23 protein-coding genes are annotated in these 25,659 nt (G+C 71.6%); 11 read left to right on the top strand and 12 right to left on the bottom strand.

Annotation, left to right across the window (positions count from 1 at the left end):
- Positions 1–48: 48 nt before the first annotated feature.
- A complete protein-coding gene (locus ITJ50_RS13280; RefSeq protein ID WP_017888467.1) occupies positions 49–1,032 on the bottom strand; it encodes a magnesium and cobalt transport protein CorA in 984 nt (327 codons plus the stop codon).
- A 153-nt stretch (positions 1,033–1,185) separates the two neighbouring features.
- On the opposite strand from ITJ50_RS13280, the gene ITJ50_RS13285 reads away from it, so the two are divergent.
- The gene (locus ITJ50_RS13285; RefSeq protein ID WP_140449041.1) at positions 1,186–1,995 is read left to right on the top strand and encodes a tryptophan-rich sensory protein; all 810 of its coding nucleotides are present in this window, start codon (positions 1,186–1,188) and stop codon (positions 1,993–1,995) included.
- Between the two features lie 83 nt (positions 1,996–2,078).
- Here the strand turns inward: ITJ50_RS13285 and ald are convergent, their stop codons facing one another.
- The 3 genes from ald to ITJ50_RS13300 form a co-directional block, all read right to left on the bottom strand.
- Positions 2,079–3,179: an alanine dehydrogenase gene (gene ald, locus ITJ50_RS13290; RefSeq protein ID WP_042538184.1), complete on the bottom strand. Its 1,101-nt coding sequence runs from the start codon at positions 3,177–3,179 to the stop codon at positions 2,079–2,081.
- Positions 3,180–3,320: 141 nt separating this feature from the next.
- On the bottom strand, positions 3,321–4,280 hold the full coding sequence (locus ITJ50_RS13295; protein WP_083389395.1) for a helix-turn-helix transcriptional regulator: 960 nt from the start codon (positions 4,278–4,280) through the stop codon (positions 3,321–3,323).
- Positions 4,281–4,328: 48 nt separating this feature from the next.
- Positions 4,329–5,270 (bottom strand): sugar-binding transcriptional regulator, encoded by a 942-nt coding sequence (locus ITJ50_RS13300; RefSeq protein ID WP_017888463.1) that lies wholly within the window; start codon positions 5,268–5,270, stop codon positions 4,329–4,331.
- A 213-nt stretch (positions 5,271–5,483) separates the two neighbouring features.
- On the opposite strand from ITJ50_RS13300, the gene ITJ50_RS13305 reads away from it, so the two are divergent.
- Entirely contained in the window at positions 5,484–7,223 is a 1,740-nt protein-coding gene (locus ITJ50_RS13305) for a glycerol-3-phosphate dehydrogenase/oxidase (protein ID WP_017888462.1), read from the top strand.
- 92 nt (positions 7,224–7,315) lie between these two features.
- On the opposite strand, the gene ITJ50_RS13310 is transcribed toward ITJ50_RS13305, so the two are convergent.
- Together ITJ50_RS13310 and ykgO are read right to left on the bottom strand one after the other, a co-directional pair.
- Positions 7,316–7,972, bottom strand: coding sequence for a histidine phosphatase family protein (locus ITJ50_RS13310; protein WP_194590682.1), 657 nt, complete (start codon positions 7,970–7,972; stop codon positions 7,316–7,318).
- Positions 7,973–8,000: 28 nt separating this feature from the next.
- Positions 8,001–8,123, bottom strand: a complete 123-nt coding sequence (gene ykgO, locus ITJ50_RS13315; protein ID WP_017888460.1) for a type B 50S ribosomal protein L36 — start codon at positions 8,121–8,123, stop codon at positions 8,001–8,003.
- Positions 8,124–8,168: 45 nt separating this feature from the next.
- Between ykgO and ITJ50_RS13320 the strand changes: the two genes are divergently transcribed.
- Complete coding sequence (locus tag ITJ50_RS13320) at positions 8,169–9,197, top strand: GTP-binding protein (RefSeq protein WP_017888459.1); 1,029 nt, start codon at positions 8,169–8,171, stop codon at positions 9,195–9,197.
- A 247-nt stretch (positions 9,198–9,444) separates the two neighbouring features.
- On the opposite strand, the gene ITJ50_RS13325 is transcribed toward ITJ50_RS13320, so the two are convergent.
- Positions 9,445–10,977, bottom strand: coding sequence for an MFS transporter (locus ITJ50_RS13325; RefSeq protein WP_017888458.1), 1,533 nt, complete (start codon positions 10,975–10,977; stop codon positions 9,445–9,447).
- A 192-nt stretch (positions 10,978–11,169) separates the two neighbouring features.
- On the opposite strand from ITJ50_RS13325, the gene ITJ50_RS13330 reads away from it, so the two are divergent.
- The gene (locus tag ITJ50_RS13330; RefSeq protein ID WP_194590683.1) at positions 11,170–11,694 is read left to right on the top strand and encodes a DinB family protein; all 525 of its coding nucleotides are present in this window, start codon (positions 11,170–11,172) and stop codon (positions 11,692–11,694) included.
- Positions 11,695–11,871: 177 nt separating this feature from the next.
- Here ITJ50_RS13330 and ITJ50_RS13335 read toward each other — a convergent pair whose 3' ends face one another.
- Together ITJ50_RS13335 and ITJ50_RS13340 are read right to left on the bottom strand one after the other, a co-directional pair.
- A complete protein-coding gene (locus ITJ50_RS13335) occupies positions 11,872–12,843 on the bottom strand; it encodes a sugar-binding transcriptional regulator (RefSeq protein WP_194590684.1) in 972 nt (323 codons plus the stop codon).
- A gap of 53 nt (positions 12,844–12,896) precedes the next feature.
- Complete coding sequence (locus ITJ50_RS13340; protein WP_071251991.1) at positions 12,897–13,754, bottom strand: GolD/DthD family dehydrogenase; 858 nt, start codon at positions 13,752–13,754, stop codon at positions 12,897–12,899.
- Between the two features lie 107 nt (positions 13,755–13,861).
- On the opposite strand from ITJ50_RS13340, the gene ITJ50_RS13345 reads away from it, so the two are divergent.
- The 4 genes from ITJ50_RS13345 (at position 13,862) to ITJ50_RS13360 (ending at position 18,654) form a co-directional block, all read left to right on the top strand.
- Positions 13,862–15,016 (top strand): erythritol/L-threitol dehydrogenase, encoded by a 1,155-nt coding sequence (locus tag ITJ50_RS13345; RefSeq protein WP_017888454.1) that lies wholly within the window; start codon positions 13,862–13,864, stop codon positions 15,014–15,016.
- Positions 15,017–15,045: 29 nt separating this feature from the next.
- Positions 15,046–16,362 carry an MFS transporter gene (locus tag ITJ50_RS13350; protein WP_042538194.1) on the top strand — a complete coding sequence of 439 codons (1,317 nt, stop codon included), beginning with the start codon at positions 15,046–15,048 and terminating at the stop codon, positions 16,360–16,362.
- A gap of 73 nt (positions 16,363–16,435) precedes the next feature.
- On the top strand, positions 16,436–18,175 hold the full coding sequence (locus ITJ50_RS13355) for a dihydroxyacetone kinase family protein (protein WP_017888452.1): 1,740 nt from the start codon (positions 16,436–16,438) through the stop codon (positions 18,173–18,175).
- A complete protein-coding gene (locus ITJ50_RS13360; protein ID WP_017888451.1) occupies positions 18,172–18,654 on the top strand; it encodes a ribose-5-phosphate isomerase in 483 nt (160 codons plus the stop codon). Before ITJ50_RS13355 ends, ITJ50_RS13360 begins: the two co-directional genes overlap by 4 nt.
- Before the next feature lie 99 nt (positions 18,655–18,753).
- Here ITJ50_RS13360 and ITJ50_RS13365 read toward each other — a convergent pair whose 3' ends face one another.
- Positions 18,754–20,235 carry an FGGY-family carbohydrate kinase gene (locus ITJ50_RS13365; RefSeq protein WP_042538198.1) on the bottom strand — a complete coding sequence of 494 codons (1,482 nt, stop codon included), beginning with the start codon at positions 20,233–20,235 and terminating at the stop codon, positions 18,754–18,756.
- A gap of 125 nt (positions 20,236–20,360) precedes the next feature.
- Here ITJ50_RS13365 and ITJ50_RS13370 point away from each other — a divergent pair, with 125 nt between their 5' ends.
- From ITJ50_RS13370 to ITJ50_RS13380, 3 genes are read left to right on the top strand one after another with little or no spacing between them, the layout of a single operon-like run.
- Positions 20,361–21,437 (top strand): LolA family protein, encoded by a 1,077-nt coding sequence (locus ITJ50_RS13370; protein ID WP_042538274.1) that lies wholly within the window; start codon positions 20,361–20,363, stop codon positions 21,435–21,437.
- Positions 21,434–22,411: an ABC transporter ATP-binding protein gene (locus ITJ50_RS13375; protein ID WP_017888448.1), complete on the top strand. Its 978-nt coding sequence runs from the start codon at positions 21,434–21,436 to the stop codon at positions 22,409–22,411. Before ITJ50_RS13370 ends, ITJ50_RS13375 begins: the two co-directional genes overlap by 4 nt.
- A complete protein-coding gene (locus tag ITJ50_RS13380) occupies positions 22,398–23,258 on the top strand; it encodes an ABC transporter permease (RefSeq protein ID WP_017888447.1) in 861 nt (286 codons plus the stop codon). Before ITJ50_RS13375 ends, ITJ50_RS13380 begins: the two co-directional genes overlap by 14 nt.
- A gap of 52 nt (positions 23,259–23,310) precedes the next feature.
- On the opposite strand, the gene ITJ50_RS13385 is transcribed toward ITJ50_RS13380, so the two are convergent.
- A complete protein-coding gene (locus tag ITJ50_RS13385; protein ID WP_081612354.1) occupies positions 23,311–24,372 on the bottom strand; it encodes an NADP-dependent oxidoreductase in 1,062 nt (353 codons plus the stop codon).
- 198 nt (positions 24,373–24,570) lie between these two features.
- On the bottom strand, positions 24,571–25,497 hold the full coding sequence (locus tag ITJ50_RS13390) for a metallophosphoesterase (RefSeq protein WP_042538276.1): 927 nt from the start codon (positions 25,495–25,497) through the stop codon (positions 24,571–24,573).
- Between the last annotated feature and the right edge of the window lie 162 nt (positions 25,498–25,659).

The raw sequence follows: 25,659 nt of genomic DNA on the forward strand, positions 1-25,659 counted from the left end.
AGCTTTCCGGTCCGGGGCCGTCCGCTGCAAATCCGGCTGCGGCGCGGCTCAGAACCAGCGCTTCACCTTGAACACCACGTACAGGATCGCCGCGAACAGGACCATCGCGACGATCGACAGCGGGTACCCCCACGTCCAGCCGAGTTCGGGCATGTGCGTGAAGTTCATCCCGTAGATCGCGGCGATGAGCGTCGGTGCGAACAGGATCGCCGCCCACCCGGAGATCTTCTTCGTGTCGTCGTTCTGCTTCTGGGCCGCCAGGGTGGAGTCGACGGTCAGGGCGTTCTGCAGCAGCTGCCGGAAGGTGTCGAGCCGCTCCACCACCCGGATCGAGTGGTCGAGGACGTCGCGGAACCGGCGCTGCATCTCCACCGGCAGGTGGTACTTCTCGGCACCGCGGTGCAGGTTCTCGATGATGTAGACGAGTGGACGCGCTGCACGCTGGAAGTCGACGACCTCGCCGAACAGCTCGTACACCCGGCGGGACACCCCGGCCTCGCCGGAGAACAGCTGGTCCTCGATCTGGTTGATGTCCTCTTCGAGCCCGTCGATCACCGGCACGTAGCCGTCCACGATGGAGTCCATGAGCGCCCAGAGCTGCGCCTGCGGCCCGACCGTCACCAGACCCGGCTTGCCGCTCATCCGCTGCAGTGCCCGGGGAACGGTCTGCTTGCCCCGCGGGTCGGCCTTCACCACGACGAGGAAGAACGTCTCACCGACGAAGGCGTGCACCTCGCCGAACGCCACCTCTTCCTGCTGGTCGTTGTACAGCGCGGGCTTGAGCACCACGAACAGCGTCGATCCGTAGCGCTCGAGCTTCGGTCGCTGGTGCCCCTCGGCGGAGTCCTCGACGGCGAGCTCGTGCAGACCGAGGGCGACCGCGACGTCGCCGAGTTCCTGGGCGTCGGGCTGGTGCAGGACGATGCACGCACTGGCGCCCTGCTCGTCGAGCATCCGGAAGGTGTCGTCGAGGGACGGACTCGCGATCGGGGCGATCCGGTCGATGTAGACGGTGTTCAGTTCGACGCTCACGCGCCCACCGTACGCAGGGTGGCCGGTCTCCGGCCTGGAGGCCCGTGCCGGCTCCGCCACACGCCCCGCGTCCTGCCTGAACGCGCGCTGCACGACCGCCGCCACCGGCCGCCTACGGTGCAGGTCATCAGCATGCTGACGAAAGGGACTGTCATGAAGAGGATCTGGAAGCGCATCGCGGTGGCCGTGAGCGCGGTCGTCGCCGTCATCGGCGCGTACGTGGGGTCGGGCGCTGCCGGCGGCACGCCCATCCAGGACGCCGCCGGTGGCGCCCTGTCGGCGTCCTCGACCGCGATCGCCCCGGACGGCCCGGCCTTCTCGATCTGGAGTGTGGTCTACGCCGGACTCATCGGCTACGCGGTGCTGCAGCTCTTCCGCACCGCGAACGACGAACGGCACGAGCGGCTGGTGGTGCCTGCGGTGCTCTCCCTGCTGCTCAACGCCGCGTGGATCCTGTCGGTGCAGTTCGGGTTCCTGTGGGCGAGCGAACCGATCATCGTCGCACTGCTCGTCGTGCTGATCTGGACGTTCACGATCCTGCGCCGGACCCCGTCCCGGGGCGTGGTCGAGGCGATCCTGACCGACGGCACGTTCGGGCTGTACCTCGGGTGGGTCTGTGTCGCGACGGCCGCCAACACCGCCGCGGTGCTGACGGCGGCGGGCTTCCGTGGCTTCGGACTCGGACAGGACCCGTGGGGCGTCGTCGTCGCCGCGGTGGCAGGGCTCGTCGGGGTGCTCATCGCACTGTGGGGCCGGGGGCGCCTGGCACCGATGGCCTCGGTCGCGTGGGGTCTGGCGTGGGTCGCGGTGGCCCGGTTCGACGGGCCGCTCGTCTCCGTCCCGACGGCGGTGGCGGCCGTGGTGGCTGCGGCGGCCGTGGTCGTCGTGACCGTGGTGGTGCGGGCCCGCGCCGGCTGGGTCGGCGGCCGTGCCGGTCGGGCGGCGGCTCCGGTGGCGGCCTGACGCGCGACTGCCTGCGCGTCGTTTCGGGCTGAGCGACACCTCACGCAGCGATCGGGCCGTGAGGTGTCGCTCAGCGCGAAGACTCAGCGCGCGGAAGCCACCAGGCCGTGCGCGGCGGCGACCGCGGCGTTCGTGACCCGGCCAGCGTGCACGTTCAGGCCTCCGGCTAGGGCGGGGTCGGCCTCGAGCGCGGCTTCCCACCCGCGGTCGGCGATCGCGACGGCGTACGGCAGCGTGGCGTTCGTCAGCGAGATCGTGCTCGTGCGCGGGACGGCGCCGGGCATGTTCGCCACGCAGTAGTACACGGTGTCGTGCACGGCGAACGTGGGGTCGTCGTGGGTCGTCGGGCGGGAACCCTCGAAGCAGCCGCCCTGGTCGATCGCGATGTCGACCAGCACCGAGCCGGGTCGCATGTCGGCGACCATGGCGTCGGTGACGAGCTTGGGAGCCGAGGCCCCGGGGATCAGCACCGAGCCGATGACCAGGTCCGCGTCGCGCAGGGCCTCGGCGATGGCGTGCGCCGACGACCGCAGGGTCGTGACACGCCCGTCGAACCGGGCGTCCAGGGCCCGGAGCCGCGGCAGGCTGATGTCGAACACGGTGACGTCGGCCCCCATGCCGAGCGCCATCGTCGCGGCGTGCTCCCCCGCGACGCCGCCGCCGATGACGACCACGCGGCCCTTCGGCGTGCCGGGGACCCCGCCGAGCAGCAGTCCGCGTCCGCCGTTCGTCCGCATCAGGTGGAACGCGCCGACCTGGGCGGACAGCCGCCCGGCGACCTCGGACATCGGCGACAGCAGGGGCAGCGAGCGGTCCGGCAGCTGCACGGTCTCGTAGGCGATGGCCGTCGCGCCCGAGTCGATGAGGGCGTCGGTCAGGGGGCGGTCTGCGGCGAGGTGCAGGTAGGTGAAGAGCACCTGCCCCGGGCGGATCATCGGGTACTCCGACGCGACCGGCTCCTTCACCTTGAGGATCAGCTCGGCGCGTTCCCACACCTCGGCCGCGGTGTCGACGATCGTGGCGCCGGCGGTGCGGTACTCGTCGTCGGTGAACGCCGAACCGGACCCGGCGCCGGCCTGCACCAGGACCTGGTGGCCGTGCGATGCGAGCTCGGCGACACCGGCGGGGGTGGCCGCGACGCGGTACTCGTTGTTCTTGATCTCGGTGGGGACGCCGATGCGCATGCGGACTCCTTCGTGGGCGGTGCGTTCGTCCCGTCCATTCAGCACCGGATTCGCCCACAGCAGCGCTGAGCCGAACATCCGGACAGCGGCAGCGCGATCCGTGTCACGAGATTCGGCGGAACCGTCCGCAGCAGCAGTCGGTCAGTGCCCGCGCAGCGACTCGCTCGGCAGCTCACCGAAGCGGCTGCGGTAGGTCGCCGAGAAGCGACCGAGGTGCCCGAAGCCCCACGTCCGCGCGATCTCGGCCACGGTCGTCTCGTCCAGCGCACCGCCGACCAGGTCCGTCCGGGCGCCGTCGAGCCGCACGCCGCGCAGGAGTTCCCCCGGCGTCTGGTCGAGGTGCCGACGGAGCGACTGCTGCAACCCGCGGGGGCTGAGGCCGGCCGCCGCCGCGATGTCCGGCGTGCCGATCGCTTCACGCGCGTGCTCGTGCACGAACTCGAGCGCCCGGCGCAGGCGGTCGTGCTCGGGGCCGCTGCCGGACACCGACGCACGCCACTTGTTGCGCCGCGGGAACGCACGGATCGCCGCGGTCGCGAACGCCTCGGCGATGTCGTGCTGGACCATCGGGCTCATGGCCTGTTCGACGTCGAGCCAGACGGCCGAGTACTTCCGCACCACCGATCGCCACAGCGCGATGCCGTCGGCGGTCGGGCGGCGCATCGGTTCGAACGCGAAGTCGTCGTCACCGGCGACGGCACGGACGAAGTCGCGGTCGAGCTGCACCAGGTTCAGGGCGATGTCGTGGTGGTGCAGGGCGTACGGCTCGGCGAACGGCAGCACGACCGGCACCCCGGCCTGGAGCTCGAACGTCTCGCCGCCCGTGGTGATCCGGCTCGAACCGCTGCGCAGCCACGCGACCAGGAACTCGTCGTCGACCTGGCTCTCGCTGCGCAGGTCGACCATGAACCGCGACGAGCGCAGGGACATCCGCTCGTCACCGACGCCCGCGAAGTCCCAGTGGGCGTTCTCGTGGGTGCGCCGGACGACGGGAGCACGGAAGTCGTAGTCGCCCGTGAAGAACGCGAGGGCCTGGTCGACGTCGCTGCCGACCATCCGCCGGAAGTACCGCGGCCCGGGCCGTTCGAGAGAAAGCACCATGCACCAGAACGTAGGACGGACCACCGACAAACTGCGTCAGATCCCGACTCAGGGCTGCAGGATCGCCTGCCCCACGCTCTCGTCGAGGATCAGGTCCGTGATCAGCCCGGCGGCCAGCGCACCCCGCAGTGACGCCGCCTTCGACCGCCCGGCGACGACGCAGACCCGCCGGGGCGCGCGCTTGATCGTGTCGAGGTCGGGAGCGCCGGCCCGTGCGTTCACGCCGATGTCCTTCCACGAGCCGTCGGACCGGTAGAACACCGTCGAGACGTCCCCGACGACCCCGGCCTGCGTGAGCTCGTCGCGGTCCTCGGGGTCCAGGTACCCGCCGGAGTAGACGTGCGAGGGCACCGGGGCCTGCGGGGCGCCGACACCGAACACGACGAGGTCCATCCGCTCGTGCAGGTCGAGCACGCGGCGGATCGAGCGCTCGCGGAACAGCGCCTCCTTCGTCGCGGGGTCGTCGAAGAACGCCGGCACCGGGAACTGCTGCACGAACGCCCCGTACGCCTCGCCGAACCGCCGCAGGATCTCGGACGCGTAGACGATGCCGGTGGTGCGGGTGTTCGCGGCGCCGTTGATCTGCACGATCGTCGAGCCGTGGGTGGTCTTCGGCACCAGGTACCGGCTGACCGCGCTCACGGTCGAACCCCACGAGATCCCGATCACCATGTTCGACTCGACGTACTGCGTCAGGATCCGGGCGGCGGACAGTGCGACGCGCTCGAGCCGGTCGACGTCGCTCGTGTGGTCCGGCACCGGGACGACGTGCGCGTGCACCCCGAAGCGGGATCGGATGCTCCGGCTCAGCGCGGCGGCCTGGTCCAGGGGCGACCGGATCTGGATGTCGACGAGCCCGGTGTCCCTGGCGTACTTCAGCAGCCGCGACACCGACGAGCGCGAGGTGCTGAGTTCGTCGGCGATCGCGTCCATCGTCAGGTCCTGCAGGTAGTACAGGTGGGCGGCGCGCAGCGCCTGCTGCGTGCGCATGGGCTGAGCCGCGTCACTCATGGTGCTCCGATCTGTCGAACGCAACCATGCACGGACGTGCAGGGCCTCTGCAACCCCGGCCGCGCCTCCAGACCGCCGCGTCGGGCCTGGACGACACGTGTGCTGCACGTTCGTGCACGCGAGTTGCCCGCCCTGTCGAACGAGCGCACGATCGATCCTGACCCCACGAACAGACGAAGGAAGCGACGAACCATGTCGAAGAAGACACAGCCCCGGAACACGGTGACCGCCCTCACCGAGCGCCCGAACGCGCAGGTCCTCGTCGTCGGCGGCGGCATCAACGGCATCGCGACGTTCCGTGACCTCGCACTCCAGGGCGTCGACGTCGCCCTGGTCGAGCGTGGCGACTACGCCTCCGGCGCCTCCGCGGCCTCGAGCCACATGATCCACGGCGGCATCCGCTACCTCGAGAACGGCGAGTTCCGCCTGGTGCGCGAGAGCGTGCAGGAGCGCAACGGCCTGATCCGCATCGCCCCGCACTACGTCAAGCCGCTGCAGACGACCATGCCGATCTTCTCGACGTTCTCCGGCATCATGAACGCCCCGCTGCGCATGCTGACGCACAAGCAGCGCTCCACCAAGGAGCGCGGCGCGATGCTCATCAAGATCGGCATGACGATCTACGACTCCTTCTCGCGCGACGGCGGCTCCGTCCCGAAGCACGTCTTCCGCACCAAGAAGGCGGCGCTCGAGGACATGCCGGCCCTCAACAAGGACCTGAAGTACACGGGCACCTACTACGACGCGAGCGTGCACGAGCCCGAGCGCCTGGCCCTCGACGTCCTCAAGGACGGCCTGGCCGCGGGAGCCGACAAGGCACGCGCCGTCAACTACGTCGAGGCAGCCGGCACCCGCGACGGCGGCGTCCTGCTGCGCGACCGCGAGACCGGCGACGAGTTCGTGTTCACGGCCGACGTCGTGATCAACGCCTCCGGCCCCTGGACCGACCTGACGAACGAGGCGTTCGGCGGCGAGACGAAGTTCATGGGCGGCACGAAGGGCTCGCACATCGTCGTCCACAACGACGAGCTGCTCGAAGCCACCAAGGGCCGCGAGCTGTTCTTCGAGAACGACGACGGCCGCATCGTCCTCATCTACCCGCTCAAGGGCCGGGTGCTCATCGGCACGACCGACATCGACGCCGACCCCGCGAAGCCGGTCACGACGACCGACGAGGAGATCGACTACTTCTTCGGGCTCGTCAAGCACGTGTTCCCGCAGATCGAGGTCACCCGCGACCACATCGTCTACAGCTACTCCGGCATCCGCCCGCTCCCCCGCCACGAGGACACCGCCCCCGGCTTCGTGTCGCGTGACTACCGGATCGTGGACACCCAGATCGCCGGCCTGCCGAAGTCGACCGTGCTGTCGCTCGTCGGCGGCAAGTGGACGACGTTCCGTGCCCTCGCTGCACACCTGTCCACCGAGGCGACGACCAAGCTCGGCATGAGCCGCAAGGTCGACACCACCGGCATGCCGATCGGCGGTGGCAAGGAGTTCCCGACCACCGACGCCCAGCGCGCCCTGTGGATCAAGTCGCACCGCGACGGCCTGGACGAGTCCCTGGTCGAGGGGCTGCTCGAGCGCTACGGCACCCGTGCCGCCGAGGTCGTGGACGTCCTGACCGACGGCCCGGTGGAGCCGCTCGAGTCCGACCCGTCGCTCACCCGCGCCGAGGTCGCCTACTTCGCCCGCCACGAGCAGGCCGTGCACCTGGTGGACGTCGTCCTGCGCCGCACGAACCTGGCGTTCGTCGGTGGGGTCACGATCGACCTGCTCGACGAGCTGGCCGACGTGCTCGCCGGTGCGCTCGGCTGGACGACCGAGGAGCGCGCGGACGAGGTCCAGCGCACGCTCGACGTCCTGCGCGAGTCGCACGGCGTGATCGTGCCGCTGACGTCCGCTTCGGCGCCGACGTCGCAGCTCGCGTAGTCGACGCCCCGACGGACGGACGGGAGGCCCGGTACCAGCTGGTACCGGGCCTCCTGTCCGTTCGGGGACGCGTTGGCGACCCGCTGGTCGCGTCAGAACCGCTCGCCGGTGGGGTCGAGCGCCGTGCGGTCGATGAGCTGGTCGCCGCCGACGGGCTCGCCTTCCCAGTCGACCAGGCGCCAGCCGTCGGCGAACGAGCCCTCGAGTTCGACGATGCCGGTGTTCTCCAGGTGGCGCTTCGTGCCGAAGTGGTCGGGGGTGTTCTGCGCAGCCGCACTCGCCCACGTGCGGATCGCGGCACCGTGACTGACGGCGGCGGCCACCGCCACCCCGGTGGCCTCGATCTGGCGGACGGCATCGTCGTAGCGCTCGAAGAACTCGACGCCGCTCTCGGCACCGGGCATCCGGGTCGTGCGGTCACCGCCGGACCAGCCGTGCACGGTGGAGATGTAGGTCTGCACGGACACCGTGTCGCTCTTGCCCTGGGTGTCGCCCGCCTCGATCTCGCGGAGGCCCGGCAGCACCACGGGATCGAGGCCGAGCGAGGCCGCCAGGGGTGCCGCCGTGACCTGCGTCCGGACCATCGACGACACGAACAACCGCTCGATCCCGCGGTCGGCGAGCGCTGCGGGCAGAGCGTCGGCCTGCTGCTGCCCGAGCTCGGTCAGTCCTGGTCCGGGCACCACGGCATCGAGGACGCCGTGCACGTTCGCGGGGGTCTGGCCGTGGCGGATGAGCAGCAGTCGCATGCCGCCACCCTACGGACCGCCGCTGACGTCAGCCCTGCCGGGTGTTCCAGCGGGGGTTCTTCTTGTTGATGACGTAGACGCGGCCGCGGCGCCGGACGACCTGGGAGCCGGGGATCTTCTTGAGCGCCTTGAGGGAGTTGCGGACCTTCACGACGAGCCTCCTTGTTGATAACGGTTTTCAGTTACAGTAGCCCACATGCGTGCTGCTGCCATCACCCTCGTCACCGCCCTGCACCAGGTCGACGCCGACCGCGTCGCCGCCCGGATCTCCGACGGGCACCGGATGCACGTCGCCGGGAGCGCCTTCGCCACCGCCCGTGCCGTGGCGGACCGCGCCGACCAGCTCGACCGGCTCTGCGGGCCCGAGGCCGACCACGGGCTCGTCGTCACCCTGCACCCGGGGGCCGATGCCCGCGCCGTCGGCATGCTGCTCGCCAACGCGGCACGGTCCGAGACCGGCGACGACCGGGTGCTCAGGCACGTCGTCGGCGTGCTGCGGGCCGACGACGTCGCACACCTGCTCTGGTCGGACGTCGACGACGCCTTCGTGGCCGCGGACCGGATGGCGGCACTCGTCGAGTACGCGACGGTGATCGCCCTCGACCGCATCGAGCCGCTGTCCGGCCGTCGGCGTCGGGCGCTCGTGTCCCTGCTGCACCGGATGGCGCCCCAGGCCGTGATCGTCGCCCTGCCCGCGATCCGGAGCGCCGCCGACCTGCCGGCCTCGAACGGCGGCGCGGCACGGGTGCTCGCCACCGGCGCCGGCTGGATGCGCGCACTGTCGAGCGGCGCGGACACCGGGCGCGACGCCCGCGACGCCCTGGTCTCGATGCGCTACCGGGAGCCGCTGCCGTTCCACCCCGGGCGACTGTCGTCCGTCATCGCCGAGGACCTGTCCGCCGGGGTGAACGGTCGCGTGCTGCGGTCGCGGGGGTTCTTCCGCCTGGCATCGCGGCCGGACCACGTCGGCTCGTGGTCGAGCTTCGGGTCGATGCTCGCGCTCGACCCCACCGCGAACCCGTCGTGGGACGCCGATGCCCCGATCGGGCAGGCGCTGTGGTTCGTCGGCGAGCAGCTCGACGTCCGGGCGATCGAGCGGGCCCTCGACGGGGCGCTGCTCACGCCGTCGGAGCTGCTCGCCGGGCCGGACGTGTGGCGCAGCTGGGCGGACCCGTTCCCGGAGTGGCCCGCGGTGGACCCGGCGTCGGAGCACCGGCACGAGTGAGGGCGCGCGTGGGTGCGCACACGTCCCGCGACAGAGCACGAGTCGATCGTCGCGTGCATCGTCGTCTCATGCGCACACACCCGCTGCGTGCGCAGGTTGCGACGGGGCACGAGTCGATCGTCGCGTGCATCGTCGCAGCGCACGCACGCACGCACGGACGGCACGCACGCACGCACGGACGGGAGGCGCGGTGCGGGTCGGACCCACACCGCGCCTCCCGTCCGTGGTCACGTCGAGAGCCGCAGCGTCAACGCGCCGGTGACGCCTCACGCGCAGCAGCCTCGCGCGCAGCGGCAGCCGCGGCGTCCTGCGCGGCGAACGGCAGGTCGCCGAGGTCCAGGTGCGGGTTCGTGTCCTGCGTGAGCACGAGCTCCTTCGCCTCGTCCTCGGTCTCCACGGCCGGCATCGAGCCGGGCAGCGGGCGCTGCGAGGACTCCTTCATGCAGAAGACGCCGATCGCGCCGACGACGCTCATCGCCATCAGGAAGTACGCCGGGGCGAGCTCGTCACCCGTCGCGGTGAGCAGCGCCTGCACGATCAGGGGCGTGGTCCCGCCGAACACCGCGATCGCGATGTTGTAGGCGAAGCCCATGCCGCCGTACCGCGTCGACGTCGGGAACAGCGCCGGCAGCGACGCGGCCTGGTTCGACACCCACAGCGCGGTCATCAGCGCGAGCAGCCCGAGGCCGGCGAGCGTCGACCACTGCGCCCCGTGCCCGATCAGCATGAACGCCGGCACGACGAGCACGACCGTGGTGGCGGCACCGATCCACATCACGACGCGGCGGCCGAGGCGGTCGGAGAGCTTGCCGGTCAGCGGGAGCATCACCGCGAGCAGCAGGAGCACCGGGATCGTCAGCAGGGTGCCGTCGATGGCGGAGTAGCCGAGCGAGTCGGTCAGGTACGTCGGCATGTACGAGGTCAGGGCGTAGCCCACGGTGTTCGACGCGGCGACGAGCATGATCGCGATGACGATCGGGCGCCAGTGCTGGCGGACCATCGCGACGACGTTGGCCGGACGCTCACCGTCGAAGGACGCCCGGGACTCGCTCGCGGCCTCCTGCGCGGCCTGGGTCGCCTGGAACACCGGCGACTCCTCGATGCGCAGACGGAAGTAGATGGCCACGACACCGATCACACCGGCCGCCAGGAACGGGAAACGCCAGCCGTAGGCGGTCATCGCCTCGTCGCCCAGGGTGATCTGCAGCACCGACACGACGGTTGCACCGAGCGCGAAGCCCAGGTAGCTGCCGAAGTCCAGGATGCTCGCGAAGAAGCCGCGACGGCGGTCCGGGGCGTACTCGGTGACGAAGGTCGTGGCCCCGGCGTACTCACCACCGGTCGAGAAGCCCTGCGCGAGCTTCAGCACGACGAGCAGGATCGGACCGAAGACGCCGATGGTGGCGTACGCGGGCAGCGCACCGATCAGGAACGTGGACGCCGCCATCATGATCAGCGTCGTCGCGAGCACCTTCTGGCGGCCGATCTTGTCGCCCAGGCGTCCGAACACGATGCCGCCCAGGGGCCGTGCGATGTACGTCGCCGCGAAGACACCGAGGCTGAACAGGATCTGCACCGAGGGTTCGGCCGTCGGCAGGAAGACCTTCCCCATCGTGACGGCCAGGTAGCCGTACACGCCGACGTCGTACCACTCCATGGTGTTGCCGACGACCATGCCGCTGACGGCTCGTCGCATCATGCTCTTGTCGACCACGGTGACGTCGCTCTCACGCAGCCGTCGGTGTGGTCGGGTGTTGGTACTGCTGGGGTCGGAACCCATGCCTTGCTCCTCGAGAAGATCGGTGGGCCGTCGGGTACCGGCCCAGAACAGCGAGCGACGTTACCGAGCAACCGAAATGTCATTGGCCGGGGATTCTCAGGAACCGGCGTGTCACCCGGACGGGGGTCACGCCCGATCCGCACCAGCTCGCGGAAGGACGGAACTGAGTAACGACGCCGTAACATCGGGCCCGTGGCGATCGAATCCGAGACGAAGAGCTGGACGTGGGTCATCGAGACCGCGTGCCCCGAGTGCGGCTACGACGGCAGCGCCGTGACGATCCGCGACGTGCCGGGCATCATCGACGACAACACCGCAGGGTGGCCCGAGGTCCTCGGACGCGACGACGTCCGGGACCGCCCGGACGACCACACGTGGTCACCGCTCGAGTACGGCGCCCACGTGCGGGACGTGCACCGCACGATGGCCGAACGCCTGGACCTGATGCTCACCGAGGACGCCCCCGCCTTCGCGAACTGGGACCAGGACGCCACCGCCGTCGAGGACCGCTACGGCGAGCAGGACCCCGCGGTCGTCGCCCGGCAGCTGCGGGAGTCGGCGGACCGCGCGGCCCGGGCCTTCGCCGCCGTCCCCGACGAGGTGCTCGAGCGCACCGGGCTCCGGTCCGACGGCAGCGCCTTCACCGTCGCGACGCTCGCCACCTACTACGCGCACGACCCGGTGCACCACCTGTGGGACGTGCGGCGCACGCGCTAGACGTGGGGACCACCGGTCGGGAGGCGCGGTGCGGCCCCGCCCCGCGCCTCCCGGCCGCAGGCGGTCGCCCCCGGAACCGGGCGTCCCTGCCGGAACCGGGCGTACCTGCCACGAACAAACGACCAGGGATGCCCGGAAGCACCATCCATCGCGCGCGTGATGGGAAGGAACGGTCACTCAGGCGAGTGCGTCGAGCACCGCACGTGCCGTCGCGGCGTCCGTCACCAGCTCGTTGACCAGGCCGCCCCGCACCGCGGCGACGATGCTCGTGACCTTGGCGCTGCCCACGGCCACCCCGACGGCGTGCGGAACGGTCGACAGGACCTCGCGCGAGGTCCGCACCATCCGGTCGCTGCCGGGGAACTCGATCGCCGAGCCGTCGGCAGCGTAGAAGTTCAGGCAGACGTCACCGGCGGCCCGGTCGAACGCGGCGTCCTCGACCGGGATGCCCCGGGCCAGCGCGTCGCGGGTGTGGGTCGGCGCACCGATGCCGAGGATCGCGCCCTTCGCCCGGCTCCAGAGTCCGACGACGTGCTGGAACGCCGGGTCCTCGTCGAGGGTGGACCGCATCGCCGGGGACGGCAGCGCCTGGGCGAACAGGAACGCCGGGATCGCGCCGGAGTGCTCCGCGGCCGTCCGGGTGATCTCGTTCGTCTGGAACCACGGCATCGGGTCGGCCTGCCCACCCACGGTCGGGACGAGCTGGACGCCGGGCATGGTCGGCATGCCCGATCGTGCGACGTCGTACACGGTGCGACCGGACGACATCAGGACGGCGTCGCCGGGGACGAGTCCCATGCCCTCGACCGCGGCGGCCAGCGGTGCGGACAGGTCGGCGCCGAGCGTCGCGGCGTGGGTGACCGCGGCGAGGTGCACCGCGCGGAGCCCGAGCACGACCTGCAGGCGTTCGGCGAGCGCCACGGTCTCGTCCTGGAACGGGTCGACGACCTCGATGCGGACGAGTCCGGCCTTGCGGGCCTCGGCCACGAGCCGCGAGACGGTCGGGCGCGAGACCCCGAGGCGCGAGGCGATCTCGACCTGGGTGGCGTCCTCGAGGTAGTACATCCGCGCCGCCTGGTAGACGGTGTCCAGCGGGAACCGGGTCCGCGACGAGTCGGGGCCGGGGCCGGCAGTGCTCTCGGACGACATGGAGCGGGACCCTTCGACTCGATCGGACACCGCGATCGTAGTCCGAGCACGGCTCAGCGGATCGTGAAACCGCCGTCCACACGGAGGTCCGCGCCGTTCACCATCGCGCTCGACTCCCCCGCCAGGAACAGCACGGCCGCGGCGATCTCGTCGGGGGTCGCGAAGCGTCCGGTCGGGATCTCGTCCTGGTGCCGGATGCCGTTCTCGTTCGCCCAGGCAGCACGGCCGAGGTCGGTCAGGACGACGGTCGGCGACACGGTGTTCACGGTGACGCCGCGTCCGCCCCACTCGAGCGCGAGCACCGTCGTCAGGCCGATGACGCCGGCCTTCGACGCGCAGTAGGCGGCGTGCCCGTCGATGCCGACGTGGGCCGCCTGCGACGCGATGTTCACGATCCGCCCGTACCCGGCGTCGAGCATGTGCCGGCCGACGGCCTGCGCCACGCGGAACGTGCCGGTCAGGTTGACGTCGATGGTCTTCGCCCAGGTGTCGGCTGCCAGGTCTTCGGCCGCGGCGAGGGCGGCGATGCCGGCGCAGTTCACCAGCACGTCGACGCCGCCGAAGTGCCGGACGACGTCCGCCACGGTGCGGGTCACCGAGTCGGCGTCGGTCACGTCGCAGGCGAACCCGGCGTGGAGGCTCGTGGCCGCGTCCGCCCCGTCGGCGGCGGTGTCCGGTGCGGCCGTCGACGGCACGGCGGACGTGGGCAGGTCGGCCGCGGCCGACGTGGCACCGTCGGCCCGGACGTCGACGATGGCGACGCGGGCGCCCCGGGCCGCCAGGGCCCGGGCGATCGCGTTGCCGATGCCGGACGCCCCGCCGGTGACCACCGCCGTGCGGCCGCTGAAGTCGTTGGTCAGGTCGATCGTGTCGGGGCCCGGTCGGAGGGCCGCGGCGAAGTCCGTCGTCATGTTCGCTCCCTTGCGTTCGGTGCCGAACGTACCAGAAATTGTGTTCTGGACAAACGTTCTCGAAGGTGTACAGTCATCGCCGAAGCCACCCAACGGAGGAACAGCTCATGTCGACGACGACCGAGAACGCGGCCACGACCGCCCCCACCACGATCCCCACGACGATGCGCGCCGTCGTCGTCCACGGCCCCGGTGACTACCGGCTCGAGGAGCGTCCGGTGCCGACGCCCGGCCCCGGGGAACTCCTGCTCCGCACCGACGCCGTCGGCATCTGTGCGAGCGACCTGAAGTGCTACCACGGCGCCGCGAAGTTCTGGGGCGACGAGAACCGTGCGGCCTGGGCCGAGCGCGACCGCATCCCCGGGCACGAGTTCGTCGGCACGATCGTCGCCGGCGACGACGCCGCCCTGGCCAAGCGCGGCGTCGACCTCGGCGACCGGATCGCCTGCGAGCAGATCGTGCCGTGCTGGGAGTGCCGCTACTGCCTCGAGGGCGCGTACTGGATGTGCAACGTGCACGACATGTTCGGCTTCAAGGGCTACGACGGCGCGATGGCCGAGTACGTCCTCGTGCCCGCCAAGGCACTGACCCACCCGGTGTCGAAGGCCCTGCCCGGCCAGGTCGCCGCGTTCTCCGAGCCGCTGTCGTGCGCCTTCCACGCCGTCGAGCGCGGTGACATCAAGTTCGGCGACACCGTGGTGATCGCCGGCGCCGGCCCGATCGGCCTCTCCGCCATCGCCGGTGCGCGGCAGAAGAACCCGCTCCGGATCATCGCGCTCGACGTGGTCGAGGCGAAGCTCGAGCTGGCCCGCAAGGTCGGTGCCGACCTGACGATCAACATCGCCCAGGAGGACGCGGTCGCCCGGGTCAAGGAGCTCACCGACGGCTACGGGGCCGACGTCTACATCGAGGCGACCGGGCACCCGTCCGCGGTGCCGCAGGGACTGAACCTGCTCCGCAAGCTCGGGACCTTCGTCGAGTACTCGGTGTTCAAGGACGACGTGTCCGTGGACTGGTCGATCATCTCCGACGACAAGGAGCTCGACGTCCGCGGCGCCCACCTCGGCCCGCACACCTGGCCGGCGGCGATCAAGCTGCTCGAGGCCGAGACCCTGCCGATGTCGGAGATCTGCACGCACCAGTTCCCGCTCGAGCAGTTCCAGGAGGCGCTCGACCTGGTCGGCGACTCCGCCGGTGCCAGCGTCAAGGTGTCGATCATCCCGTCCCTGACCGCCCCCACCACGGCCGCGCCGCAGGCCTGACCGACTCCACCAGCAGGGAGAGAACGAGCATGTCAGCGACGACATCACGCGCCACCGGCGCCCGCACGACCACCCCCCGCGCCGAGGGCCGCCTGGACCGGATGGGCATCCCCCGTCCGCTCGCCCTCGGGTTCGTCGCCGTCCTGGTCTTCATGACCGGGAACGGCGTCGAGTCGAACTTCATCACGCCGCACATGGTGGCGGTGCTCGGCAGCCCCGAGGCCACCGTGGCGACGATCGTCACGTTCTACAGCCTGGCCGCACTGATCGGCAGCTACGTCTCGGGTGCCCTGTCCGACCTGGTCGGGCCACGCCGGGTGATGATCCTCGGCTTCGCCGTCTGGGTCGTGTTCGAGGTCCTGTTCCTGCTGGCACTCGGCGCCGGCAGCGTCCCGTTCGCCGCCGTCACGTACGCGTTGCGCGGCTTCGGGTACCCGCTGTTCGCCTTCGCGTTCCTGGTCTGGGTGAACATCACCACCCCGGTCGAACGGAACGGCTCCGCGGTCGGCTGGTTCTACGTCGCCTTCACGGGTGGTCTGCCGACCCTCGGCTCGCTGTTCGCGATCGGTGCGATCCCGGTGTTCGGCGGCGGGACCGTCGGCGAGACCGGGGCGATGGTCGCCTCGATCGCCCTCGTCGTGATCGGGTTCCTCATCATGCTGTTCGGCGTCCGGCTGCCGAACGGGTTCACGCGCATCGCCCCCGCCGGTGAGAGCGCCTGGCAGGTGCTGACGAGCGGCATCCGCCTGACGGTCACGCGACCGAAGATCCTGATGGGCTTCCTCGTCCGACTCATCAACACCGCACCCGAGTTCGGCATGTTCGTCGTCCTGCCCGCCGTGATCGCGAACGAGCGCGGCTGGGGCCAGAGCCGCTGGCTGCTCATGACGGTCTGCGTCTACGCCACGAACATCCTGGTCAACGCCCTGTTCGGCTGGGTCGGCGACAAGATCGGCTGGCAGCGCACCGTCAAGTGGTTCGGCATCGTCGGCTCCGCCCTCGGGCTCATCGCCTGGTGGTACGTGCCGCAGCTCGTCCCCGCCGGTTCAGACTGGGGCTACGTGCTCTCCGTCGTCGCCGGCTGCGTGTTCGGCTGCCTGCTCGCCGGGTTCGTGCCGATGGGCGCGATCATGCCGGCGCTGGCCCCCGAGCACAAGGGCGCCGCCATGGCGATGTACACCACGGCCGCCGGCGGTGCCGCGTTCCTCGGCACCGGTGTCGTCGCCGCGGTCTTCGCCCTGGGCGGCGGTGGCCAGGCCGCCACGTGGACGTTCGTCGGCCTGTACGCCTGCGCGTTCGTGATGATCCACTTCCTCAAGGTCCCGCAGGGCGACCGAGGACACTGAGACCCGGGCGACGACGGTCGTCCCGTCGTCGCCCGGTGCACCACCCCACCACCACCTCCGGAGGACCCGCACCATGACCACGATCCACGACGACCCGGACGAGTTCGCCGAAGACCAACTGAGCGGCTGGCTCGCGCTCTACGCCGACCGGGTCCGCGGCGTCCACGGCGGCGTCGTGACCCTGCCCACCGAGGGGGCCGCACCGCAGGTCGCCGTCGTCGTCGGGGGTGGCTCCGGCCACTACCCCGCGTTCTGCGGCGTCGTCGGCCCGGGCTTCGCCACCGGCGCCGTCGTCGGCAACGTCTTCACCTCGCCGTCGACCGCGCAGGTCTACTCGGTCGCCAAGGCCGCCGACCAGGGCCGCGGTGTCGTGCTGTCGTTCGGCAACTACGCCGGTGACACCATGAACTTCGGGCTCGCGGCCGAGCGGCTGCGTGCCGAGGGCATCGACACCCGCATCGTCGTGGTCACCGACGACATCGCCAGTGCCGACGACGAGACGAAGCGCCGCGGCATCGCCGGTGACTTCTCCGTCTTCAAGGCGATGGGCGCCGCCGCTGCCGAGGGCGCCGACCTCGACGAGGTCGAACGGATCGGCCGGGCGTCGAACGCCGCCACCCGCACCATCGGCGTCGCGTTCTCCGGCTGCACCATGCCCGGTGCGACCGAACCGCTGTTCACCGTCCCCGACGGCCACCTCGGCCTGGGGCTCGGCATCCACGGCGAGCCGGGCATCCAGGACGTCCCGCTGCTCCGTGCGACGGACCTGGCGTCGCTGCTCGCCGAACGACTGCTCGCCGACCGCCCCGCGACGGCCGGCACCCGGGTCGCCCCGATCCTCAACGGGCTCGGTGACACCAAGTACGAGGAGCTCTTCCTGCTCTGGGGCCGGGTGCTGCCGCTGCTGCAGGACGCCGGGCTCGAGGTCGTCGAACCCGAGGTCGGCGAACTCGTCACGAGCCTCGACATGGGCGGCTGCTCGCTGACGCTGCAGTGGCTCGACGACGAACTCGAACGGCTCTGGCGCGCCGACGCCTACACGCCCGCGTACCGCAAGGTGGCGGCACCGGTCGCGGCGCTCGTGCCGGCCGATGCGGTGGACGCCGCCGAGGACGAGGCGACGGTCGTGCCGGAGGCGACCGATGCCTCCCGGCAGGCCGCGCAGACGGCGCGAGCCGCCGTCGAGGCGATGGACGCGCTCCTGCGCGAGCACGAGGAGACGCTCGGCCGCATCGACGCGGTCGCCGGGGACGGCGACCACGGCCGCGGCATGGTCAAGGGGATCGGTGCGGCGCGCAAGGCGGTCGACGGGCTCGGCCCGGAGGCCGGGGTCGCCTTCGTCCTCGGACGCGCCGGTGATGCGTGGGCCGCGTTCGCGGGCGGCACCTCCGGTGTCCTGTGGGGCGCCGCACTCGAGGCGTTCGGCCGCTCCCTCGGCGACGACCGCGAGTCGTACCAGGCAGCCGACGTCGTCGACGCGGCACAGGCCTTCGCCGACTCGATCGTCCACCTGGGCGGGGCGTCGCGCGGTGACAAGACACTGCTCGACGCACTGCTGCCGTTCGTGGAGCAGTTGCGTTCCTCGGTCGAAGCTGGTCAGCCACTCGCCGGAGCGTGGCAAGCTGCAGCGGAAGTCGCTCGGGACGAGGCCGACAAGACCGCCGACCTCACGCCGAAGGTCGGACGGGCCAGGCCGCTGGCCGAGAAGAGCCTGGGGACACCCGACGCGGGTGCCACCTCGATGGGGATGATCCTCACGCGGGTCGGCGAGGTCCTCGCCGCCCGTGCTGACAAGGAAGGAACACACGCATGACGTACCGTCTCGTGATCGGGTCCGACGACGCCGGGTTCGACTACAAGGAGATCATCAAGGCCGACCTGCTCGCCGACGACCGGGTGTCGGACGTCACCGACGTCGGCGTCGACGCGGACGGCCACACCGCCTACCCGCACGTGGCCGTGGACGCTGCGCGCCTGGTGGCGAACGGCGAGGCCGACCGGGCGATCCTGATCTGCGGCACCGGCCTCGGTGTGGCGATCAGCGCCAACAAGGTGCCGGGCATCCGTGCCGTCACCGCGCACGATTCGTACAGCGTGGAGCGCTCGATCCTGTCGAACGACGCCCAGGTGCTCTGCATGGGGCAGCGCGTCGTCGGCGTCGAGCTCGCCCGTCGGCTGGCGAAGGAGTGGCTCGGCTACGAGTTCGACCGTTCCAGTGCCAGCGCTTCGAAGGTGCAGGCGATCTGCGAGTACGACGGCAGCGCCCCCGCCGGGGTCGACGCGCAGGCGTAGGCAGGGTTCCGCACGACACCGGTGTTCGCGCACTGAACACGCCCATTCGGGTGTTCGGCACGCGAACACCGGTGTTCCGCGGAGCGGCACCGCCGCCGATCAGCCCCGCGCGGCCAAGCGGTGCACGACGGCCTTCGTCGCCTCGTACAGGTCGCGGTAGTCGCGGTACCCCGCCTCGTACGCCGCCGTCGCCTCGGGGTCCGGCTCGATCACCGTCGCCGGCGGGTTCCACGCACCGATGTCCACGGTGTCGCCCGGCCCCGCGACGAGTTCGGCCGCCAGGAACGCCGAGCCGAAGCACGCACCGATCGTCACGCTCGGCACCGTCTGCCGCAGCCCGGTGACGTCCGACACGATCGTGGGCCACAGCCGTCCGAGCAGCCCGCCGCCAGCCCCGACGAGTTCGCGGACCTCGACCCCCGCGTCGCCGAGGGCCTCGAGGTGGTGCCGTACCGCGTACGCCGTCGCCTCGAGCGTCGCCCGGTAGATGTCGCCGCGCGTGTGCCGGACTGTCAACCCCGCGAGCACGCCGCGAGCGTCCGGGTCGGCGATCGGCGTCCGTTCCCCCGCGAAGTACGGCAGCATCAGCAGCCCGTTCGCCCCGATGCCGGAGCACCGCGCTTCCTCGAGCATGGTCGACCACTCGCCGTCGACCAGCCGTCGCAGCCAGTCCGTGATCGCCCCGGAGGTCGCCATCCCACCGGACACGCTCGGCTGCCCCGGGTGCGTGCCGACGGTCGTCCACATGCCCGGCACCGACGTGGGTTCGGCCGTCGGCACGATCATGAACATCGTGGTGCCGTACTGCAGGAACATCCGGCCCGGCACGGACTCGCCGACGCTCACGCCCTCGGCCCAGGCGTCGATGGTCCCGGCCGTCACGGGGATGCCGGCCGGGAGGCCCGTGGCCGCGGCCGCCTCGGGCGTCACGACGCCCGCCTGGTCGCCGGACCACAGCAGGCGAGGCATCGCGAGACCGGGTGCCAGTCGGTCGCACCACTCCGGGATCCAGGCGTTCGCGTGCACGTCGTAGAGGGGTGTCGTCTGACTGGCCGAGTGGTGGTCGAGGACGTACTCCCCCGTCAGCCGTTCGACCACGCGGGACGACGGCATCGTGAACCGTACGGCCCGCGCCCAGACGTCGGGTTCGTGCCGCGCGAGCCAGGCGAGCTTCACGCCGGCGGCCTGCGTGCTCAGGGCGGACCCGCAGCGGGCGCGGATCGCGCCCTCGCCGCCGAGCTCCGCCGTGACGTCGTCGAGCAGCGTCGCCGTCCGGGTGTCGATGCCGTACAGGATCGCCGGACCGAGCGGCGCACCGTCGACGTCGGTCAGCAGCGCGCACGGTCCGATGCCGCTCACGCCGACCGCCTGCACCTCGACGTCGGGCACACGGTCGAGCAGGGAGCGGGTGAGCGACGTGAACTCCTCCCACCAGACGTCGGAGTCCATCTCGACCAGGCCCTGTTCGGGGCGGTCGACCTCGTGGCGACGGCTCACCTCGGCGAGCACGGTGCCGTCGAACCGGGCCAGCAAGGCCTTCGTGCTCGACGTCCCGATGTCCAGACCGAGCACCGCGCGCATGCCGCCTCCTTCGCCGCCACACGACCGCCGCCGGTCGCCCCACGAGTCTACGAGCGACGCCCAGCTGCCTGTCGGGGGCCGGACGTACGGTACCCACGACTCGAATGCTCCACGAGGGGAACCCGATGAAGAAGTCAGCCTGGCTGCCAGCCGTCATCGCACCGGTCGTCGTCGCCGGCGCCGTGGCCGCGCCGATGATCGCGAACGCCGCGAACGACCCGATCGCGGGGACGAACCCCACTGCGGCGGCCGTCATCGCCAGCATCGCGAAGTCGTCGGATGCCCAGTACTCGGGCAAGCTCTCGCAGACGAGCGCGCTCGGGCTCCCCGAACTGCCCACCGGGTCCGGCGGCTCCTCGGTGGAAGGCGACGCCTCCGACGTGCTCGGACTCCTCACCGCGTCGCACACCGCCCGTGTCTACGTCGACGGCCCCGACAAGCAGCGCGTCCAGCTGACGCAGCAGCTCGCCGAGCAGGACGTCGTCCACAACGGCTCCGACGTCTGGACCTGGGACTCGAAGGAGCGCACCGCCACGCACGTGACGCTGCCGAGCGACACCGCGAAGGACCCGCAGGACGGCACGACGACCCCGGCCGACATCGCGGAGCAGGCCATCGACGCCATCACCCCGACCACCACCGTGTCGAAGCCGACCCAGGTCAGCGTCGCCGGCCACGACGCCTGGCAGATCACCCTGACCCCGAAGTCGTCCGACACCCTCGTCGGAGCCGTCCGGTTGGCCGTCGACCAGCAGACCGGGCTCCCGCTCCGTGCGAGCGTCCAGGCCGCCGGCGCGGACGAGCCCGCGGTGCAGGTCGGGTTCACCAGCCTCGACTACGGCGCCCCGGCAGCCCGGCTCTTCGACTTCACCCCGCCGTCGAACGCGAAGGTGACGGAGAAGGACCTGTCCGACGCCGGCACCCACACGAAGGGCGAGCACGGCGACCGCCGTGGCACCCCGAGCGGTGACGAGCCGACCTTCACGGGCACGGGCTGGGGCACCATCGCCGAGCTCCCCACGGGCACCGCCGACCAGTCCGGGCTCGACGGAGACGCCTCGGGCCTGCTCGACCAGCTGACGAAGCCCGTCGACGGCGGCCGCGCGGTGCAGACGTCGCTCGTGTCGGTCTACCTGACCGACGACGGCCGCGTCTTCGCGGGCGCCGTGCCGGTGGCTTCCCTGGTCGACGCCGCGAAGTGAGCACGGCCGACCACCAGGTGAGCACGGCCGGGCCGGCGCCCGACCTGGCGATCCGCACCACGGGCCTCCAGAAGGTGTTCCGCAAGCAGCGCGCGGTCGACGGCATCGACCTGGCGGTGCCGCGCGGCGCGGTGTTCGGGTTCCTCGGGCCGAACGGTTCCGGCAAGACCACCACCATCCGGATGCTGCTCGGTCTGTCGAGCGCGAGCGGCGGCACCATCGAACTGCTCGGTGAACCGATGCCGAAGGCGCTGCACGACGTCCTGCCCCGCGTCGGCGCGCTCGTCGAGGGGCCGGCCTTCTACCCGTACCTGTCCGGTCGGGCGAACCTGCAGCGCTTCGACGCGGCCGACCCCACGTCGGACCCGCGCACCCGCAAGGCCCGCGTCGCCGGTGCACTCGACCGTGTCGGGCTGACCCACGCGGCCGACAAGAAGGCGCACGCGTACTCCCTCGGCATGAAGCAGCGGCTCGGCCTGGCGAACGCCCTGCTGTCGCCGCGTGACCTGCTGGTGCTCGACGAGCCGACCAACGGCCTCGACCCGCAGGGCACGCGCGAGGTCCGCAACCTGATCCGGTCCCTGGCCGACGACGGCACGACGGTGTTCGTGTCGAGCCACCTGCTGGCCGAGATCGAACAGGTCTGCACGCACGCGGCCGTCATGCGGACGGGCAAGATCGTCGCGCAGGGCCCCCTCGACGAGCTGCGCGCAGCCGGCGCCCGGACCGTGACCGTGCGGACGCCCGACGTCGGCCAGGCCGGCACCGTCCTCACGCGGCTCGGGCTGACTCCTCGGCACGACGGCGGGGCCGACGTGCTCGTGGCCGACCTGCCGAACGGGCTGCTGCCCGAGACCATCACCGCCGAACTCGTGCGCGCCGACGTCCGGGTCCGTGGCCTTGACGTCGGCGGTGGCACCCTCGAGGACCTGTTCGTCGCACTCACCGGAGAGGGATTCGATGTCGCAGCCTGACGTGGCCGTGCGGGAGGTGCCCGTCCGCCGTCGGCAGCGCACGTTCGCACTGCTCGGTTCGGAGCTCGCGCTGGTGTTCCGGCGACGCCGCACCTGGGCGATGCTCGGGGCGCTGGCACTCGTGCCGATCCTGATCGCGGTCGCCGTGCGGCTGACCACCGACGGCGACGACGGCGGGCCGGCGTTCCTCGGCGACATCACCAACAACGGACTGTTCGTGGCGTTCACCGCGCTGACCGTGTCGATCCCGCTGTTCCTGCCGCTCACCGTGGGTGTGGTGGCCGGGGACACCGTCGCGGGCGAGGCCAGCCACGGCACGATCCGCTACCTGCTCGTCGCACCGACCGGCCGGGTGCGGTTCGTCCTGGTGAAGTTCGTCGGCGCCGTCGCGTTCTGCCTGGCCGCCACGCTGCTCGTCGTGCTGGTCGGCGCCGCGATCGGTGCCGTGCTGTTCCCGATCGGGCCGGTCACGCTGTTGTCCGGCACGCAGGTCGACGGCTGGTCGTACGCCGGCCGGGCCCTGCTGCTCGCGCTGTACGTCGCGATGTCGATGCTCGGGCTCGTGGCGATCGGCATGTTCGCCTCGACCCTGACGAACGTGCCGGTCGGGGCGATGGCGGCGACGGTCGTGCTCGCCGGGGCGTCGCAGGTGCTCGACCAGCTCCCCCAGCTCGACTGGCTGCACCCGTACCTGTTCTCGCACCAGTGGCTCGGCTTCGGCGACCTGCTGCGCGACCCGATCTCGTTCGACTCGTTCGGGTCGAACGCGGTGCTGCAGCTCGGGTACGTCGTGGTGTTCGGAGCGCTGGCGTACAGCCGGTTCGCCTCGAAGGACATCCTGAGCTGACGCGGACGGGGCCCGGCACGAAGGTGCCGGGCCCCGTCAACGCTCAGCTCGCTCAGCTCGCGGGCGAGGCCGATCCGCCGGCCATCGTCTCCGTGTCGGTCCCCCGCGCGTCGGCGTACCGGTCGCGCAGGTCACGCGCCTTCTCGGAGCGGTACCAGTCGAGCCGCGCCCCGGTCTCCACGGTCTGCATCCCGATGACGACCTTGCCGCGGGACTTCATCTCGGCCAGGTCCTCGTACGCCTCGACGATGTACTCGAACGGGTAGAAGCCCGAGATCAGGACCTGCACGCGACGGTCCTGCACGGCCTTCGCCAGCAGGGTCAGCAGCTCGCGGGTCTCCTCGTCCTCGGCGGGCGCGCGGAGGAACCGGACCTCGATGTCCCGGCGTTCCTCGGACGACACGAACCGCTCCTGCCCGACGCCGAGGCGCTCGGCCAGCAGCTCGGCGTTGCTCTCGCCGTGGTTGTCGATGAACGCGGTGATGGGCCGTCCGTCGGCGATGTCGCGGATGCGGTCCTCCTCGCCCTCGCCGTACGCGACGGGCAGCGTCCCGATCTGTCGCAGGTAGTCGTGGTTGCGCGGGCTGCCCAGGGCGATCACGGTCGCGCCGGCGTCGTGCGCCAACTGGCACTCGATGTGCCCGACGCCACCCGCCGCGGCCGAGATGACGACGGTGTCCTGCGGTCCGAGCCGCAGCGACCGGACGATCGACACCGCCGTGCAGCCCGCCAGGTACAGGCCGCCGGCGACCTCCCACCCGACGTGCTCCGGCTTCTTGATGACGGCGCCGCGCGGCACCGCGATCCAGGTGGCGTGGGCGCCGCCGGTCGGCGCGTGTCCCATCACCTCGTCGCCGATGCGGAGGTCCTTCACGCCGTCGCCCCGCGCGCGCACGATGCCGGCGAAGTCGACACCCTGGTGCGCGGGGAACTCGAGGTCGACGTGGTCGCGGAGCTTCCCCTCGCGCAGGAACCGCTCGATGTGGTTCAGGCCCGCGGCCACGATCTCGACGACGATCTCGCCCGGACCTGCCGTGGGCTTCTCCTGGGGGACGAGCTCGACGACGTCGAAGTCTCCGTACCGGTCGTACTGCACTGCACTGCCGACTCGCATGGGTGCTCCTTCGCTCAGGTGTGCGTCCGTGCTACTCGGTGTTCCCGCATGCAACCCGAAGACGCGGGGTACCGCGGCTGTGGACGCGACCAGACGACGGCCGGGAGGCCCGTGGCGGCCCCGCCACGGGCCTCCCGTCCGTCCTGACGCGCGTGCACCGCACGCAACGACCGGGCGCGGCGCCCGCTGGCGCTCGGATCAGTGCTTGCCGGCGGCCGCGATGACGGACCGGACCGTCTCGGCGTCGAGGTGGAAGGCCCGCGGGTCGGCGTCGCCGCGCGGCACGCGGACCGGTGTGGACCAGACCGAGCCGTCCGCGGCGACGTCGACGACGAGTGCGCCGCTGTCGACGACGGCGGACTCTTCGTCGTAGGGGCCGACGACGTCGGTGTCGTTCGCGACGCCGGGGGCGACGAGGACCGGGACGCCGGCGAGCGACCCGGCGAAGTGGTGGTGGTAGTGGCCGCCGAGGACGACGCGGACGTCGGAACCGCGGATGACGTCGGCGAGCGCCTCGGGGTTCTGCAGGCGGAGTGCCTCGTGCAGCTCGGTCGGGGCGGGCAGCGGTGGGTGGTGCAGCACGACGACGGTGCCGTGCGGGGCGTCGGTTGCGCCGTCCGCGTCGGCGAGGGCCGTGCGCAGGTGCTCGAGCGCCGTGTCGCTGAGCTCGCCGTACCCGGCACCCGGCACACTCGTGTCGACGGTCACGATCCGGCGACCGGCGACGACCGACTGCCCGGAGACCGGGACCGTCGGCGGCAGGTACTCCATGGTGTGCACGAGCGCCGCGCCGCCCTCGCCCAGGACGTGCCCGTTGGTCAGGACCTGACGGAAGCCCTCGCGCAGGTCGTGGTTGCCGGGCACCGCGACGAGGGCTGCACCGTGCCGTTGCGCCCAGCCGCCGACGCGGTCCCGCACGGTGGCGTAGGACTCGGGACTGCCGTCCTCGGAGACGTCGCCGGAGACCACCACCAGCCCGATGCCGGGGACGTCGTCGACGTGGGCGAGCAGCCGTTCGAGCGCGACCGTGGTGTCGACCGCGCCCTGGTGCAGGGCCCCGTCGCCGGTCAGGTGGGTGTCGGAGAGGTGGAGGATGCGGAGGGTCCCGGCTGCTGGCGGCTGCATGCGTCCACGGTAGCCACGGCCCCCGTCAGTCCGGTGCGGCGGCCACGGCAGATCGTCCCGGCCCTCGATCGATCCGGAGACGTAGGATGTCTGCATGACCTCGACGGACGACCAGCACCGGATCGACCCCGCCACCGGGGCACCGGCACCCGCGACCGGACC

Origin of the sequence: Curtobacterium sp. VKM Ac-2889 (genome assembly GCF_015350855.1) — a bacterium.
Taxonomy (GTDB): domain Bacteria; phylum Actinomycetota; class Actinomycetes; order Actinomycetales; family Microbacteriaceae; genus Curtobacterium; species Curtobacterium poinsettiae.